This window comes from Blautia obeum ATCC 29174 (genome assembly GCF_025147765.1).
Lineage (GTDB): Bacteria > Bacillota > Clostridia > Lachnospirales > Lachnospiraceae > Blautia_A > Blautia_A obeum.
Genome location: NZ_CP102265.1, coordinates 1,400,185 through 1,417,261, shown reverse-complemented (window position 1 = coordinate 1,417,261; position 17,077 = coordinate 1,400,185). Strand labels below are relative to the sequence as shown.

Here is a 17,077-nt window from a genome sequence, read left to right as displayed (position 1 = left end):
CATATTTCCCGATATTCTCCACATTTCAGGCCGTCCAGTGTAAGATTCATGATACGGATACGTTTCAATGTACATACATGATATCCCAGATATTCACACATTCTTCTGATCTGGCGATTCAATCCCTGTGTTAATATGATAGAAAAGCTTTTATCACCGGTCTTATATACCGTACATGGTCGTGTCACAGTCCCCAGAATCGGGACACCACTGCTCATCTTTCTGATAAAAGTTTCTGTAATCTTTTTGTCCACGGTTACTTCATATTCTTTCTCATGGTAGTTACCTGCACGCATGATACGATTAACCAAGTCACCCTGATTCGTCAGTAAAAGCAGTCCCTCTGAATCTTTGTCCAGACGTCCTACCGGATATACTCTCACCGGATAATCCAGGAACTCTGTTACTGTCGTTTCCTGTCGCTGCTTTTTTGTACTGCACACAATACCCCTTGGCTTATAAAAAAGCAGAAGTACCTGCCTGGTCTCTGCCTTCACCGGTCTGCCATCCAAAAAAACCTCGGCATCTGCTGGAATCCTTTCTCCAGTACCGATTTCTTTTCCTGCAACCGTAACCCGTCCGGCATCTGTCAGCTGGTCTGCTTCTCTTCTTGAACATACTCCTGCCGCACTCAGGTATTTATTTATTCTTATTGTAGTCTGATCTGTTGTTATCCTTTTTTCGTCCATTATTCTATTATATAGTTTTTTCTTTTTGTCCGCAACCGAGACCTTGTTTTTTTTTACCACATATTGTATGATAAAATTATTGTTTTATCATTTCAGATACACAAAGGAGGGAAATTATGTCTGATAAGAAACGACACCTGAATCCCCTGCTGCTTCTGATTGCGATTTTATTGTGTCTGTCTGCAGGATTTTTATTCCGTCGAACTTCTTTTGATGCGAATTACAAAATTCCTGCCAGACATTCCTCTGTAATAAAAAAATCCAAGGTCACACCAACGCCTGTTCTTACCCAGAAACCAAAGGCAAACGTCAGCATTTCTGCTACACCGACCATTACGGTCGAGCCTTCTGTCTCTCCTTCTGAATCCATATCACAAGATGAGACATCCCCGGAGGCAAGCCTTGGAGTCTGGACTTCAAGCGGTAGCAACTGGATGTTTATGGTTGACGGTGTTCCTTACACAGGCTGGCTGATCGATACTGACGGCAAACATTATTTCTTTGATAAAGATGGTATCATGCAGACCGGATGGGTGGATGATAATGGCAAACGTTATTACATGGATCTGGATGGCATCATGCAGACCGGAACGATCACAGTAGATGATCAAAATTATGAACTACAGGCAGACGGTTCTCTAAAAAAATAAACATTGAAAAAGACACAGGATCCATCCCGTGTCTTTTATTCTGTCTAAATATTTTACTGAAGCAATCCACTGTATACATATCCGGTCTGACCATCATATTCAATCTGGATCCAGTCACCTTCCTGTCCCATTTTCTGAACCTGATCCCCTTCGTCAAGACCACCAATAATTTCACTGTCACTATTTGCTTCAGCTCTGACATTACACCCTTCTGTAACTGTCAGCATTGTGCCGTCTGCACTCGTCTCAGAAGAAGAAGTATCTGCTTCTTCACCCAGTCCGTCAAGGAACTGTGCAAGAGCTGTATCATCCTTCTGTGCCTGCTCATATTCTGCCTGCACCTCAGCTGTAAGCTTCTTTACATCTTCATCAGATTTCAGCGAATCCATATAAGTGGAAACTGTTGTGTTCTGTTCAAGGTCACCCAAAATTCTATAGGTACCATCGCTGTCTTTTACAACATAAGAACTCCAAAGAGACGGTGCCGGTGTATCAATCCCCTTACAGATGAAACTTCCTTTCGTATATACAACATACGAATTGTCGTCCATCCCTTTCTTCATATACACTTTGCTGACTTGATATCCTTCAATATAATCCTTTGCATTTGTGATTCTGGATTCATCAGAAGGTGTCAGATTATTTACCAGTGTTCTTAATGTCGTAATATCTTTTTCCCCTAAAGCCTTGTAGTAGCTGTTCATAAGTGCAGTAACTTCTTCACTGCCATCCTCCAAGGGATTCGTGTCTTCTTCTTTCTTCCCGTCGTTTGTCTCCCCATCATCTTCCGGAGAAGAAGGATCATTTCCCTGGCTGTTGTCCTGTGCTGTAGTTTGTTCTCCATCCGAAGTCCCCTTTCCACTTCCGGTGCAAGCACGTATGCTAAAGAACAATACAGCTACGATTATCAAAATCACTCCGCCAAGCATAAAATAGCGAAGGTTATCTGATAACCATTCCCTGAAATTATCCAAGTTCTTGTCCTCCTTAATTATTACTGTTCACTTTGTTCACAGTAACTTACAACGCACCGAGGCAGACCCATTACCTCGTGCAACACACCTGAAGGGAATCGAACCCCCGCACATGGTACCGGAAACCACTGCTCTATCCACTGAGCTACAGGTGCAAGCTTTTACTAAAGCTTTTTATAATATAGCACATATTTGAGTATTTGTAAAGTTTTTGAATTATTCCTACTTTTTCAACTATTAATTCAGATATATGCATCTTGTTTTAATACTACTATTTATACTACTTTCCAGACACGGTAGTTTTCGGTCTGTCCAAGTACATACATAGTCGTCCCCGACAGATATTCATCCAGCTCCCGCGTTGTGGATATAATATAGTCCACTTTACTTCCTCTGACCAGGCTCTGAAACTCTTCCGCCGGAAGAGAATAATCATGATAATAATAGACTGCTACAATCTTTTTCATCCAATCTTTAATCTTTTTCTTCTTCATAAATTTTTCTTCGGAAGTTTTTTCAATCTTCTGAAGTATACGACGACTCACATAAGATCTCACATCTGGATCATACTGTCTGTAAACAAGAAGCAGTCCATCGCTCAGTATTCTTGGCTGCTCAATTCCTTCACTGTGTATAATACTGGAAAGATCCAGAATCTCCTGTCCAACAAAATACGCATTGGTTGCCTTTTTATATGGAAAATCCTCTGTTCCCCTGAAAACAGGAATTCCCAGTGTTACGATCAGCGCAAGACAGATTCCACCTGTCAGGATCCGTACCCCTGTTTTTGCAGATGCAAAAATAAGTAAAGTCAGAGCATAACCTATTGTAATAAAGAAGACAATGATCCACAGAAATCTGACAAAACGTGTTCCAAATCCAAATACATCCAGAAGGACTTTCACGACAAACGGATTAAAGATCGTAAGGCATTCTGTTACAAAAACACCGATAAATAATTTTCGATCTTCTTTTTTTCCAAGAAACCAGATTAGGATCAGCGCCACCGGATAAAGGATCCAAATCGGATTGTTTCCCGTATAGGTCTGGAGGGACTGTATCAGAAATTGTATTGTTTCATTTAAATTTTCCAATCATTCTTCCTCCTTTTATACCAAATGGCTGAGCAGCATCCAAAATATTGACGGCAACAACACAATTATATATCTTTTCAGCAGATGCCACTGTCTTTTCAGTATTCCATCACATAAAACATACGGAAATAATGTAGCTCCGATCATGCATGGCACAATAAACAGCGCAGAATTACTGAACGCAATTCCACCTGTTCCACACAGAAACAGTCCGCACCATGGCCACAGACTCGTCTCCTTTCTGTATATTGCCAGACAGAATCCAAAAATCACAGTCATATACAGATATGCAATGATTGCTTTTCCTTCATAGGTTCGATATGCAAAATACTGAGAAACCCCACCAAGACTGTACGAAAACAAAAGCACCAGATCTGCCAGTATCACAAACACTGTTTTTTCTGCTTCCTTTTTCTTAAAAAATCCATTCGCACACTGATACAGTCCCATCTCAAAAAGAATCACCATCGCAATCGTAAAGCTCCATTTACGTTCCATAAGTGGATGAATATTCAGTACCTGATAAACAATTGCACTCTGCAGCGTATCTGTATTCATAATATAGAACTGCTCCGGTGCCTTCAACAGGACTCCCGAATAAGGTGCCACTCTGTCCAGTGTATTAGAATACACAGATGCCACCGGCAGTCCAATATAATTGTTTGAATCATAAGTTGACAGTGTATTGATATTAAATCCAAGCAACACTGCGAGTCCTACTGCTACCAGCAACAGAATAAGCACGGATATATTCTTTTGCATACTGCCCGGTATTGTCCTGACACTGTCTGCCAGAACTCTCCGTCTTTTCCATATTACAAAGAGAACGAGAAGGATCAGCAGGCATCCCCAGATTACCGTCAGCTGCTTCAGCGAACAGCACAGATATTTCATTGGAAATGCCACAATCTCAAACAGCGTATAATAAAGCAAAAATCCGTTAATACACATAACCGGAAATTTCCCTGACTGGAACTTTTCTGGGACCAGTGCTCCAAACAGCCAGAACATAACAAGATATCCCACCGCCAGCAGGGTTCCCATTATCATATTTGTCATGAATTTTCGTCTGTTCCTTTCTTTTTCAAAATTCCCATCGCTATTTTTTCAGGTGTGATCGGAAGTTCTCGAACCCGTACTCCGGTTGCATTATAAATAGCTTCTGCAAGCGCCGGACATGGTGTATCGATCACAAGTTCTCCGATAGATTTTGCTCCAAACGGCCCACTCTCTTCATAACTGCTTTCAAAATCCACCCGAATCTTTCCGATGTCCATTCTGGTTGGAATCTTATACTGCATAAAGGAGTTATTTCGGATTTTTCCTTTATCGGTATACTGTACGTCTTCAAAAAGGGCCATACCGATTCCCTGCGCAATGCCACCTTCTGTCTGTACACGTGCCAGATTTGGATTGATTGGGGTACCACAGTCAACAACTGCCACGTAATCCAGCACATCTACCTCACCTGTCTCCGTATCCACCTCAACTTCTGCCATGCCAACCATAAACGGCGGCGGTGACAACGGTGAAGAATGCTGTTTGACCACCTGCAGTTCAATATTATTAAAGAAAGTGCCTTTCAACGCCACCTGTTCCAGAGAAACTTTTTTCTCTTCTTCCTCATCCTCATCCACAAATACATACGAACCGTCAAACGCAACCTTATCTACATCTGTTCCCAACATCTGTGCACCAACTTCACATATTTTACCTCGAAGCTCTTTGCAGGCTTTCATGACTGCCATACCTGTCGTATAAGTAGTGGCGGATGCATAAGATCCTGAATCATATGGTGAAATATCAGTATCTACACTGAATACAACAATGTTTTCCATCGGAGTTTCCAGACAGTCAGCCGCGATCTGCGCCATGATCGTATCACAGCCAGTTCCCATATCCGTACATCCAAGTGCAAGAGTATATGAACCATCCTCGTTCAATTTGATATCTGCACCACCAACATCAACACCGGCAATAGAAGATCCCTGCATGGCCATTGCCACTCCGACTCCACGGACTTTACCATTTCCCATATCACGGAATGGATACTTAGAATCCCAGTCCATCATTTCTTTTGCTCTGGCCATACATTTATCCATCGTACAACTCTGTGCATAAGGTACATCCGGATAACCCGGAAGCGGTCCACCTTCAACTGGCATGTTTAATTCCTTGATTCTTACCGGATCCATTCCCATTTTGTGAGCCAGCTCATTTACTGCAGATTCAACAGCAAAAATTCCCTGCGTTGCACCATATCCACGATAAGCCCCTGCTGCCTGCACATTCGTATAAACAACATCAAATGCAAAACGATAAGCTTCTGTGTGTCTGTAAAGGCCAATTGATTTGTGTCCGCTCAGTCCCACTGTAGTAGAACTGTGTTCACCATAAGCCCCCGTATTAGACAACGTATAGACATCAATTGCTCTAATGATACCATTTTCATCTGCACCTGCACGCACGGTAATTTCCATTTCATGGCGTGGTGAAGAGCAGATCATAGATTCATACCTGGAAAAGATCATCTTGGACGGACGACCGGTCTTCCATGTAACAATTGCCGGATAAATTTCACTGACGGAAGTCTGTTTTGCTCCAAATCCTCCACCAATTCGTGGTTTGATAACACGCACTTTGGAGGCCGGAATATCCAGTGCTCTTCCAACAATTCGTCTTACGTGGAAAGGAATCTGCGTAGAAGAAAGTACGATCAGTCTTCCAAAATGATCCATATAACAGGCTGTACGGAAGGTTTCCATCATAGTCTGCTGGTTCGCTCTGGTATGATAAGTATGTTCTACTGTGTATTTGCATTCGCTGAGCACCTTGTCCACATCTCCATGCTCTTCCAGTGCAGTTGCACACAGATTTCTCTTATGGTCTCCACCAAGCGGAATCTTTAGTTTCCAGTCTTCTTCCGGATGTACAAGAATCGGATTATCTTTTGCTTTATGCATATCCAATACTGGTGCTTCCACTCGATATTGTACCTTAATTCTTTTTAATGCTTTGTCTACTGCATCTTCTGTCTCTCCTGCTACAATTGCAACCGCATCTCCGATAAATCGAACATGACGATCCAGAATCAGGCGATCATCCGGGCTCATTTCCGGTGCAGTTTGTCCTGCCAGAGTAAAACGCTTCTGTGGAACATCTTTATAAGTAAGAACACATGCGATACCTGCAACTTTTTCTGCATTTCCGGTCTTGATCTCTTCTACCCATGCATTTGCATGCGGACTTCTTAATATCTTAACGATCAGGCAGTCCTTTGGTGCCAGATCATCCGTATAAACTGGTTTTCCTGTCACCAGCGACATTGCGTCTGTTTTACGTACAGGCTGATTTACATATTTCATTTTTATGCGTCCTCCTGTGCTTTTTTATATTTTAAAAACTTGAGGATACTTGTTGTCTGAGAAACAAACCCGGAACATCTGCACAGATTTCCGGCAAGATATTCCTTAATCTGTTCTTCCGTCGGCTCTTTGATCTCATGAAGCATGGCAAATACATTCATAATAAATCCAGGATTACAGAAGCCACACTGTTCTGCGCCCTCATTTGCAAGAAAGCTCCCGAATTCCTGTGCTTCTCTCTGCATTCCTTCCATCGTCACTACTTTTTTTCCATCAATACGAGCAGCCAATGTGGAACATGAAAGAATCGGTCTGTCTTCAACCAGCACTGTACAAAGTCCACAGTTTGCAGTTTCGCAGCCTCTTTTGACGCTGTAACATCCTTTTTCTCTCAAAAAATCAATCAGCAACATTCCAGGCTCAATTTCTTCCTGTCGGTAAACTCCGTTCAGCCAGAAACTAATATTCATTCTTCATTCCTCCTACTGCTTCCCAGGTTCTTCTTATCAATACCTTTACCAGAAGAGTCCTGTATTCTGCGGAAGCCCGCATATTACCTGCTGTAGTCACATGTTCTGCCGCATATTCAGCAAACTTTTCAATCGCTTCTCTGCGCTGTTTGTTGGTCATATGCTTGAAATTTTTAAGGATACTTTCCTTATCTTCCACAACAACCGCACGTGCTGGTCTTGCGCCAATAACAGTTCTCGCTTCCTCACCGATCAGCGACGCCGTACAAGTCAGTACCGGAAAATCCGTCTTTGAATTTCGCTGACTCATATAACAGACAAGCAACGGCTGTTTACGTACAATGATATTCACAAGAATATCATTATCTTTTTTGCGGTTTACAAATTCTGTCAGTGGAATTCTTCCTGCATCATACAATTCCACCCATGTATCCATTGCCAGAAACATTGTCAGTACATCTGAGAATCCATACCGTCCCCAGATACTTCCTCCAATTGTTGCACAGTTTCGAAACTGTACGCCAACTATATGACGCAGACTTTCTCTGACTGCTCCATGTGTATACTCATTCAGTCTCTTATTTATTTCAAGTTCTCTCAACGGTGTCATGCAGCCGATCACAAACTCATCATCTGTTTCCTGCACTGTATCCAACCCCAGGCCGGAAAGATCGATTGCTGTAGAAATATTACGATTTCCCATCTTCAGCCAGACCATACCGCCAAGAACCAGTGCTGTTTTTTTCTGATTCAGTTCATACGCTTCTGCAATGCTTTTTACTTTCACATAGCTCTTAATCTTTAGCATCTGTGTACCGATTCCTTTCTTCTCATCCAAACTTCAATATGTATAGGCATACGTTATCTAATTTTAGCAGAAATTTTTTCATTTTTCCATAGAAACAATTTATTCTGTGAAACATGCATAAAAAAGCCCTGTCCCTGCCAACAGTTTTTACAACTAACTGTTGAAAAGGAAAGGGCTGTTCTGATTATGATTATGATTATCGGTTGTTGATTGCAGTTACCAACGCATCAATGGATGCACGAATGATATCCGGATCAACGCCAGCACCCCAGGAAAGTGTTCCGTCCGGTTTCTGGATACCTACATATGCGATTGCCTTGGAACTACTGCTCTTTTCGAGTGCATGCTCCTGATAGGTTACCAGTGTAAATTTCATTTCGTATGCTTTCTTCAGTGCATTGCTGACTGCATCCAGGCGTCCGTTTCCGGTTGCCTCTGTAGTAATAGTCTTTCCGTTAAAGGTAGATGTTACCTGTGTCGTAATGCCTCCATCTTTCTGTTGGAAATGCACTTCATCGATACTATATGGTTCTACAACATTCTCAAATGTAGATTTAAACAGATTAAAGATTTCATCTGGATGGAGTTCTTTATGACAGTGATCGGAAACAGCTTTTGCTGCATACCCCATAGCTTCACGCATCTTAGGCGGCAGGTTCAGGCCGTATTTTGTTTCCAGGATATAGCCAACTCCACCTTTACCCGACTGACTGTTGATACGAATAACATCTGCATCGTAGTTTCTTCCAACATCAGTCGGATCGATCGGCAGATATGGTACCGTCCAGCGATTCGGATCTTTTTCATCTCTCCAGTGCATTCCTTTTGCAATTGCATCCTGATGAGATCCTGAGAATGCCGCAAATACCAATGCTCCACTGTATGGACTTCTTTCATCCACTTTCATTCCGGTACATGCTTCGTATACTTCACAGATATGTGGCATATCAGAGAAATCCAGTTCCGGATCAACTCCCTGTGCAAACATATTCATGGCAAGTGTCACTACATCCACATTTCCTGTACGCTCTCCGTTTCCAAACAGCGTACCTTCTACTCTGTCTGCACCAGCAAGCAGACCAAGTTCAGAATCTGCAACGCCACATCCACGGTCATTATGTGGATGCTGAGAAAGAATTACATTTTCACGGTATTTCATATTCTCACTCATGTATTCAATCTGACTCGCATACACATGTGGCATAGACAGTTCTACAGTTACAGGCAGATTAATGATTGCCTTATTCTCCGGTGTTGGCTGCCATACATCAAGAACTGCATTACATACTTCCAGTGCATATTCAGGTTCTGTTCCGGTAAAACTTTCCGGGCTGTATTCAAACTGGAAATTTCCCTCTGTTTCATCAGCCAGTTCTTTCAGAAGCTTGGCACCATCGACAGCAATTTTCAGGATCTCTTCTTTTGATTTTTTGAATACCTGCTCACGCTGTGCTACAGATGTTGAATTATAGACATGCACGATTGCCTTCGGCGCACCTTTGACCGCCTCAAAAGTCTTACGGATAATGTGTTCTCTTGCCTGTGTCAGAACCTGAATCGTTACATCATCCGGAATAAGATTCTGCTCGATCAGTGTACGTACAAATGTATACTCTGTTTCAGAAGCTGCCGGAAAACCTACCTCAATTTCTTTAAATCCGATTTTTACAAGAAGTTTGAAAAACTCGATTTTCTGTTCCAGACTCATCGGAATGACCAGTGCCTGGTTTCCGTCACGAAGGTCTACGCTGCACCAGATCGGAGCTTTGTCCACATATTCCTTCTCTGCCCATTTCATACATTTCATTGGCGGCATATAATACTGTCTCTGGTATTTTGTTACGTTTTTCATGTTTTTTCCTCCTGTTTCTCTAACATATAAATTCTCTATATGTTTTCTGTTTCTGAACAAAAAAAAATCTCTCATCTCTACAGACTACTGTAAGAGACGAAAGACATCTGTCTTCGCGGTACCACTCTTATTTATGAACGGTTCATACACTCATGGGATACGGAATATTTTGTATAATTCTTATATCCTCTCCATATAACGGTGGATACCGTCTGCGCCTACTTTCCAGATATTCGGGAGTTCGGACAGATGCTCCAAGGCGAGTTCCATGACTTCTTTCTACTGTCTCACACCACCCGACAGCTCTCTGTGCTCCGGTCCTCATGTACTATTCCTCATCAAAGCATTTTGCATATTTTGTCGATGACTAAAGACTAACATGTCCACTGCTCCTTGTCAAGAGTGAATTTTTGTCTCAGTCTTTCTGGTTCAATCGGGGCAACAGGATTTGAACCTGCGACCTCACGGCCCCCAGCCGTGCGCGCTACCAAGCTACGCCATACCCCGATGGATGTTATTATAACAATCCGTTTTTTATTTTGCAACTATTTTTTAGATTGAGAGAGGGCAGATGCCCCTCTCTCATGATACCGGAACTATATTTGTAACTACATCTGTATGACTGTAACGATCATACCTTGTTTTCTTATTTTTAAAAGTTAACGCAGCTTTTCTCTGCGCCATGCTTATCGAAACAATTCCTGTTTTATCAGAAGCTGTCACATTGGCTGTATCCGGTAAAATATACTCAAACTGATAGCGCAATGTCGGCAACTCACTGACCGTATATGTGCCTGGCTGAATTCCGGTAAAAGAACATTTCATCACTGCATCTTCTCCTGCCATTGCATATTTTCCAGGTTTAAATTCCACATATTTTTCATAAACATGTGTTGCTCCCAACTGATCTTTTCCCGTTATTCTGAATCGAAATACCGGGTTTCCGTGTGCCCACGTGATATCTGCTTCTCTGATTCTTTTTGTCACAGTGATCTCGCCATCAGTAAGCACTGTATTTCCTTTTACCCACGACTGATTTGTATTCTGCGTGTCCTGCATCCTGTCTGAAACAATTGTTCTCGATGCCGTATTTTCAATCGCATAAAACTCATTCGATCTCTGATAATGATTATGCGAATCAATTTCCTGGTTGCTTCCTGCCTGCACTTTTATCCTGAAATAATACGTCACATTGTTATATGCTTCGTCTGTTTTAAGGAAATTAGAATCAGCACGAAAAACAATCGTATTGGAACGATTTTCAATATAAAAAAAACGAGTCACATCATTTCCCAGTGCAGTCATAACGCTGGCACTTCGATATTTCAGACAGGAATCCAGAACATCTTTTAATTCAAAAGAACTGTAATTTCCCGGAAGAAGCTGCTGTCTGATCACATAATCAAAGTTTTTTCCCTCTGTGATCTCATATGCCGGATCATTATCTGTGAATGTATGCCTTGCCATGGAATCAAAGGAAGCATTTTCATCTCCAACCCTTTTTTCGGGTCCCGGATTCGGTTCATAGCTTCCAATCGTCTGCCCCGTTGAAAGGTAAAATGCATTCTGCGCGCCTGTACTGTTTTTCCATGAATCCTGTGCCAGCCAGTTGATAATAAAAGAACCATTAAAGTCCAGCTGACACCAGCCCTCCACATCATCTGTAGTTATATTTCCTCCATCTGCTTTTCCACGTATCTCACGAAATGCATTTCCATTTGCTGTCGTTCCCTCTGTTGTTCTCAGATAATCATAACCACTCCTGAGGTATATATGATCAACGCCCCAACTGTCATATGTCCGGATTCCCTGCCCACTGTCCAGATCTACTGCCGTTATATGTCCTTTGGGATAAATCTGCACACTTGTATTATGCTTCAGGAATTCAAACTGAAATCTTACTGTTCCAACTGAAATGGTATTAAATGCAATTCTGTCTTTGTAAAACAGCACACATGGTGTAATCTTTGTTTTATCTTTTCCAACATGGTCATTATTCACGGTTCCCCAGGCCGGTACGGTCACTTTCAGATCTACGATCTGTCCCTGATACTCGCCTACATTGCTATAGATTGCTGTAATGGCATCCGTATTACTTGTATTACCAATTGCGCAGGCATAAAAACTCTGACAATATTCTGTCGTATATCCCTTATTGTCTCCAAACCAGTTGTGTATTTTATTGTTCAGGCTGTCGTTTTTTCTGCTTATATAAGAAAGCTGTGTAACTCCTTTTCGAAAAGCATAGGTAAAAGCATATTCCGGTCGCATTTTGTAATTTGGTCCTACCCATTCTACGGGAATACCACTTCCTGCATATGTAGCAATTGATTTTTCATTATCCATGAAAAGATCTTCTTCTCCCATTTCAGCATTCAGTTCCAGCTCCTGTTCTGGATTCTCTTCTACTTCAGCATCTATGTTCTCCTGTTCTTCTTCAAAAGAAATTTCTGTCTCTTCTTTTGCTTCTGATGGATCTTCCTCAGCTTCTGTATCACTTTCGGACAAATCAATTCCTTCATTTTCTGTATTTTCTTCGTTGTCTTCGGATGTCGAATCATCACCATCTTTCATTTCTGTCTGGTTTTGCGAAATATCATCTTCCACACCATCTGCCTCCATACTGTTTTCCCACAGCCTGTCTTCTGCAGATGCCTGAACTCCTGCCATCGCAGAAAATGTCAGCACCGAAGCCAATATGATTCCCGCTATTTTTTTCTTCATGATTCGTTTCCTCCTTTAAAGCATCTGATACACAAAGTGATCGCTCCGGAACCCAGAAGAAGAATGAGAAGTACCAACGGTTCAGAATCATCTCCTGTCCTGACGGGATTTTTTCTCCGTGTTTTTATATCTTTTTCTTGTGCAGCTCCACCAGCACTCTCACTGCCCACACTCTCATAAGAAGAGAATTCTTTTTTTTCATTTTCTTTTACCGCAAATATCCATGTGATATCTGTTTTTTTCAATGCATACGCATTATCCCATTCCCGTGGAATTTCAAGCTGAAACTCCAGCCTTCCTTTCTGCCCGCTTTTAAATTTTCCAAGAGATCTCGCCTTTGCAAGTTCAGCAGCATCAAGAGTTCCTTTATAAAGAATTTTTTTGTTTTGACTTATTTCAAAACGAACTTTTTTCAACATATTCATCTGTTCTTCTGATCTTCCATCCGTATTCGTCTGAAAAAAGAGTTCGGCTTCCTGATCTGTTGTGTTTGCAATCTGAACAGCATCCTTCAGTATATCTCCTGGCATGGCAGATTCCAGGTTTGTAAAAAAATCATCCGGTACAGCAATCAATTTGTGTGCTTTTCCATTAAATTCTACAGATAATTTTGTATTGCCTTTTTTACAGGTCAGTGTACCATCCTGCTCATGCACACATTTCTGTATCACCTGATTTCCCCATGGTGACATTGCACTGAAATCCGGTTTGAAATTAGCAGCCTGAATCGCATCAGCCTGAATATCCACTGCAATTTTCTGTTTTGCATGTTCTTCCGTCCAGGTATCTGGGATTGAAATATTCTGAAACAGATCTGTGCTCTCCTGTTTTTTCAATACTTTCGTGTAATAATAATATTCTCCACGTTTTACCCATTCACCTGAGATTCCTCCAATGTTTTCATCTTTCAGGCGTTCCAGTTTTCCGTTTTCCCCGGCATATGTGATTCTGGCCCTGATCCAGCAGGGAAGTGCATTGTTTTTAATTCTCGGTATTTTGGATATCGTCTGACCGGGAACCACCTCCGATGGCTGCGTATACTTTACCTCGCCCTTTCCCTTCCTGGCATATTCCGAAATAGATATACTGACATCTCCCACGGAAATATGATTCACTACATCAAGCCTGTCCGAAAAAGATGCGAATACCGCCGCTGCCGAAAGGATAGCCGTCAAAAGAAAACCTGTTATGATTTTTACTGATTTTCTCATATTTTCACCTGCCTTTTATAATTCACCAGTATAATACTCCCAGGCTTTCTGATAATTATCAAACGGTCTTGCTTCTACCGATTCCTGATATACATGTATTTGGAATTCATTCAACAGTTTCCAGTATTTTTTTTCAACTCTGGCATGATCAATAAGAAATCCTGTGCAAAGCTGTGTTGTTGACTCACCTTCCCTGAGGATCTTTTTGTAATAATAAAATCCATCATCTCCGTAAATCCAATTTTCGCTATCTGTATTTTTCATAGTAACAGCTTTTCCAATATCGCTGTTTGAATATCCGACAGCCACACGTACATAACAGTCTGTACCGGTCTGGTTCTGTCCGGAAGGATTGTTTGACACCCATATTTTCTTGGCTATGTCAATATCCTTATCCGGAACGATCGTGGGTGGATTCGGAAAGTCCTCTCCAATTTCTGATGAAATATTTCCTGGTGTCACAATATTTACAGCCTTATCATATGCAGACTGATAAGCAGCGGTTCCCTGCACTCCGACAAGGACTCCCAGCAAAATCCCCATACCGGCAAATATTCTTTTTTTGCCTGTCATATGTTATCACCTGCTTTCCACATTATTATTCTGTAACTTGTCCCGGCTGGTTTTTGTTCTGATCTACATATTTCTGATATGCACTTCTTGCCTGTTCAACCACATTCTCAGCATCACCTCCGGTGTAGGATGCCTGGATTGCATAAGCTCTTACCGGAATTTCCAACTGCTGACCATCCAGCTGTCCTTCAATGATATTCAGGAATTTCACCGTGTCAAATAGCGATTCTGTTGTTTCCTGCGGTTTCAGAATTTTATTATACGCAAAAACATATACCTGATTATTTCCAACCTTCTGTGAATTCAGTTTTGTCCAGCTGGCTTTTGACTGAAATGAAAAAAGTTCCTGTACCCTTTTTTCCAGCCGGCTTCCATTATCTGCCGCCGCAATCACATTTGCTGTCGGTATTGAAACTTCCAGATATGCATAAGCATCATTAATTCCGGTATTTTTAATCCTTGGATCTTTACTGATTACCTTTCCCGGCTCTATCTTTTTATGGTCATCAGGTTTCCAGTTATCTTCTGTCAGTTCCACATCTACCTTTCCTACTGTAAACTGATTGGAAACCTTATCATAGTCTGTCAGATATGCGGATACTCCACCAACTGAAGCCAGACATAAAACACCTGTCAGAAGTAAAATTTTTTTCATGTTATTTTTCATAGATTCTTTCTGCGCTTTTTCTGCTGCGCTCTCCTTTCCATTGTATAAGCAGGAAAAACATTTCCTGTAAGATCATGACTGTCAGTATTCCAAATATCGTTCTCTGTCTGACAAATACTGCTGCATAACCAAGACAGGGAAGCGAAAATATCACTTTACCTATAATCTGATCTGCAGTCACAACCGTCGGATCTTCCCTATTGTTTGCATCACCTTTTGTTACATATCCTTTGTGTTCTTTTCGGATCACTCTGTGTGTCACTCTGGTTTCACCGACCTGATAAGTAACAATATCACCAATTTCCGGTCTTCGTTCCTTCGTATCCGTAAAAACGATTCCTCCTGTTCTCAGTACCGGCTCCATTGACCCTGACATGATCGAATCAACAGAAATACCAATCTGTGGAAGAAGCAGCAACATCACACCCAATATCCCGATCAGTGTAAAAAAAATTCTTCCGGCTTTTTCTGCCGTTCTCATATTTCTCCTTTCCTGTGTTATTTTGTAAATCTAAAATGGATTGTTTGCAGATCTGCATGAATTGATAAAAAGATTGTCTTAAGATGCCTTTATCTTATGCTCTGTGGCATTAAATGTCAATAAAATTCGTTCGTCATATTCTGACAGAAGATTCAAGAATGCCCTCGGCATTCTTGCTGCGAGATGCACGTCATGCAATGCATGACATATTCTTCTGTGCATCTCTGCAATCCTGCCGGAGGCTATATCAGATGGGAGATTGAATCCCACCACTGATATAATTTTGTTGCTCACCACCTGCAGAGGTGGGAGTCATCTCACATCTGATATAACAAAAAACGACATGTCCAACAAAAATTGAACATGCCGTTTCTATAATCGTATTTAATACGTGAACCTCAAACTCCGTTACACTTCGTTTGAGTAGCGTAAATTTCCTTACGAAAATTTACTTAGTTGTTGATCAGTTTGTCTTCGCCATTCCAGCTGTACAGTTTACGGATTTCTTCACCAACTTTTTCTGACGGATGTTCAGAAGCAAGTTTTCTCATTGCTTTGAAGTGAACCTGTCTTCCAGCGTCAGACATATCAAGCAGGAAGTCTTTTGCAAATGTACCATCCTGGATATCTGTCAGGATCTGTTTCATTGCCTTCTTTGTTTCTGCTGTAACGATCTTCGGTCCTGTGATGTAGTCACCGTATTCAGCTGTGTTGGAGATAGAGTATCTCATTCCCTTGAATCCAGACTGATAGATCAGGTCTACGATCAGTTTCATTTCATGGATACATTCGAAATATGCATTTCTCGGGTCATATCCAGCTTCGCAAAGAGTTTCGAAACCAGCCTGCATAAGTGCAACAACACCACCACAGAGAACTGCCTGCTCACCGAAGAGGTCTGTTTCTGTTTCTGTACGGAATGTTGTTTCAAGAAGACCAGCTCTTGCTCCACCAATAGCAAGACCATATGCAAGTGCTCTGTCAAGCGCTTTTCCTGTATAGTCCTGTTCTACTGCAACCAGACAAGGAGTTCCTTTTCCAGCCTGATATTCGCTTCTTACTGTATGTCCTGGTGCCTTTGGTGCGATCATAGTAACATCTACATTCTTTGGTGGAACGATACATCCAAAATGAATGTTGAAACCATGAGCGAACATCAGCATGTTACCCTCTTCAAGGTTTGGCTCGATGTCTTTTTTGTACATATCTGCCTGTTTTTCATCATTGATCAGAATCATGATGATATCTGCCTGTTTTGCAGCCTCTGCTGCTGTATATACTTTAAAGCCCTGCTCTTCGGCTCTCTTCCAGGACTTACTTCCTTCATACAGACCAATAATGACATTGCAGCCTGATTCTTTTAAGTTAAGTGCATGTGCGTGTCCCTGGCTGCCATAGCCGATAATTGCAATGGTCTTACCATCCAATAATCCTAAATTACAGTCTTCCTGGTAAAAAATCCTGTTTGCCATCTTTGTTTCCTCCTAAGCTATTTGTAAAATAATATTTATCGTTAAAG

Annotated in this window: 14 protein-coding genes, 2 tRNA genes, 1 pseudogene and 1 other annotated feature; of the genes and pseudogenes, 1 reads left to right on the top strand and 16 read right to left on the bottom strand. The window is 41.5% G+C overall.

Going from position 1 to position 17,077, the window contains the following annotated elements:
• Positions 1-14: 14 nt before the first annotated feature.
• Positions 15-689: pseudogene (locus NQ503_RS06725) on the bottom strand (pseudouridine synthase); the annotation flags it as partial.
• 116 nt (positions 690-805) lie between these two features.
• Between NQ503_RS06725 and NQ503_RS06720 the strand changes: the two are divergent.
• Entirely contained in the window at positions 806-1,339 is a 534-nt protein-coding gene (locus NQ503_RS06720; RefSeq protein WP_005425970.1) for an N-acetylmuramoyl-L-alanine amidase family protein, read from the top strand.
• Positions 1,340-1,392: 53 nt separating this feature from the next.
• Here NQ503_RS06720 and NQ503_RS06715 read toward each other — a convergent pair whose 3' ends face one another.
• The 15 genes from NQ503_RS06715 to ilvC all read right to left on the bottom strand — a co-directional run bounded on the left by NQ503_RS06715 (position 1,393) and on the right by ilvC (position 17,030).
• On the bottom strand, positions 1,393-2,313 hold the full coding sequence (locus NQ503_RS06715; protein ID WP_227190622.1) for an SH3 domain-containing protein: 921 nt from the start codon (positions 2,311-2,313) through the stop codon (positions 1,393-1,395).
• Between the two features lie 83 nt (positions 2,314-2,396).
• Positions 2,397-2,468, bottom strand: a tRNA-Arg gene (locus NQ503_RS06710).
• A 120-nt stretch (positions 2,469-2,588) separates the two neighbouring features.
• Positions 2,589-3,407, bottom strand: coding sequence for a hypothetical protein (locus tag NQ503_RS06705; protein WP_044925846.1), 819 nt, complete (start codon positions 3,405-3,407; stop codon positions 2,589-2,591).
• Between the two features lie 15 nt (positions 3,408-3,422).
• Positions 3,423-4,466, bottom strand: a complete 1,044-nt coding sequence (locus NQ503_RS06700) for a DUF6077 domain-containing protein (RefSeq protein WP_173908424.1) — start codon at positions 4,464-4,466, stop codon at positions 3,423-3,425.
• Positions 4,463-6,772: a xanthine dehydrogenase family protein molybdopterin-binding subunit gene (locus tag NQ503_RS06695; protein ID WP_005425601.1), complete on the bottom strand. Its 2,310-nt coding sequence runs from the start codon at positions 6,770-6,772 to the stop codon at positions 4,463-4,465. The genes NQ503_RS06700 and NQ503_RS06695 overlap by 4 nt, the downstream gene beginning before the upstream one ends.
• A 2-nt stretch (positions 6,773-6,774) precedes the next feature.
• Positions 6,775-7,242, bottom strand: a complete 468-nt coding sequence (locus NQ503_RS06690) for a (2Fe-2S)-binding protein (RefSeq protein WP_005425595.1) — start codon at positions 7,240-7,242, stop codon at positions 6,775-6,777.
• Positions 7,232-8,050, bottom strand: a complete 819-nt coding sequence (locus NQ503_RS06685; protein WP_005425593.1) for an FAD binding domain-containing protein — start codon at positions 8,048-8,050, stop codon at positions 7,232-7,234. The genes NQ503_RS06690 and NQ503_RS06685 overlap by 11 nt, the downstream gene beginning before the upstream one ends.
• A gap of 196 nt (positions 8,051-8,246) precedes the next feature.
• Positions 8,247-9,902 (bottom strand): 2-isopropylmalate synthase, encoded by a 1,656-nt coding sequence (locus NQ503_RS06680; RefSeq protein ID WP_044925781.1) that lies wholly within the window; start codon positions 9,900-9,902, stop codon positions 8,247-8,249.
• Between the two features lie 89 nt (positions 9,903-9,991).
• Positions 9,992-10,253 (bottom strand) — a binding site (T-box leader).
• A gap of 82 nt (positions 10,254-10,335) precedes the next feature.
• Positions 10,336-10,409: transfer RNA gene (locus NQ503_RS06675), tRNA-Pro, on the bottom strand.
• A 75-nt stretch (positions 10,410-10,484) separates the two neighbouring features.
• Positions 10,485-12,626: a hypothetical protein gene (locus tag NQ503_RS06670; protein WP_005425587.1), complete on the bottom strand. Its 2,142-nt coding sequence runs from the start codon at positions 12,624-12,626 to the stop codon at positions 10,485-10,487.
• Positions 12,623-13,837 (bottom strand): hypothetical protein, encoded by a 1,215-nt coding sequence (locus NQ503_RS06665; RefSeq protein ID WP_005425586.1) that lies wholly within the window; start codon positions 13,835-13,837, stop codon positions 12,623-12,625. The genes NQ503_RS06670 and NQ503_RS06665 overlap by 4 nt, the downstream gene beginning before the upstream one ends.
• A 15-nt stretch (positions 13,838-13,852) precedes the next feature.
• Entirely contained in the window at positions 13,853-14,410 is a 558-nt protein-coding gene (locus NQ503_RS06660) for a hypothetical protein (RefSeq protein ID WP_259893471.1), read from the bottom strand.
• A gap of 25 nt (positions 14,411-14,435) precedes the next feature.
• The gene (locus NQ503_RS06655; protein ID WP_227234173.1) at positions 14,436-15,065 is read right to left on the bottom strand and encodes a TasA family protein; all 630 of its coding nucleotides are present in this window, start codon (positions 15,063-15,065) and stop codon (positions 14,436-14,438) included.
• 1 nt (position 15,066) lies between these two features.
• Positions 15,067-15,558: a signal peptidase I gene (locus tag NQ503_RS06650; RefSeq protein WP_005425582.1), complete on the bottom strand. Its 492-nt coding sequence runs from the start codon at positions 15,556-15,558 to the stop codon at positions 15,067-15,069.
• 452 nt (positions 15,559-16,010) lie between these two features.
• Positions 16,011-17,030: a ketol-acid reductoisomerase gene (gene ilvC, locus NQ503_RS06645; protein ID WP_005426401.1), complete on the bottom strand. Its 1,020-nt coding sequence runs from the start codon at positions 17,028-17,030 to the stop codon at positions 16,011-16,013.
• Between the last annotated feature and the right edge of the window lie 47 nt (positions 17,031-17,077).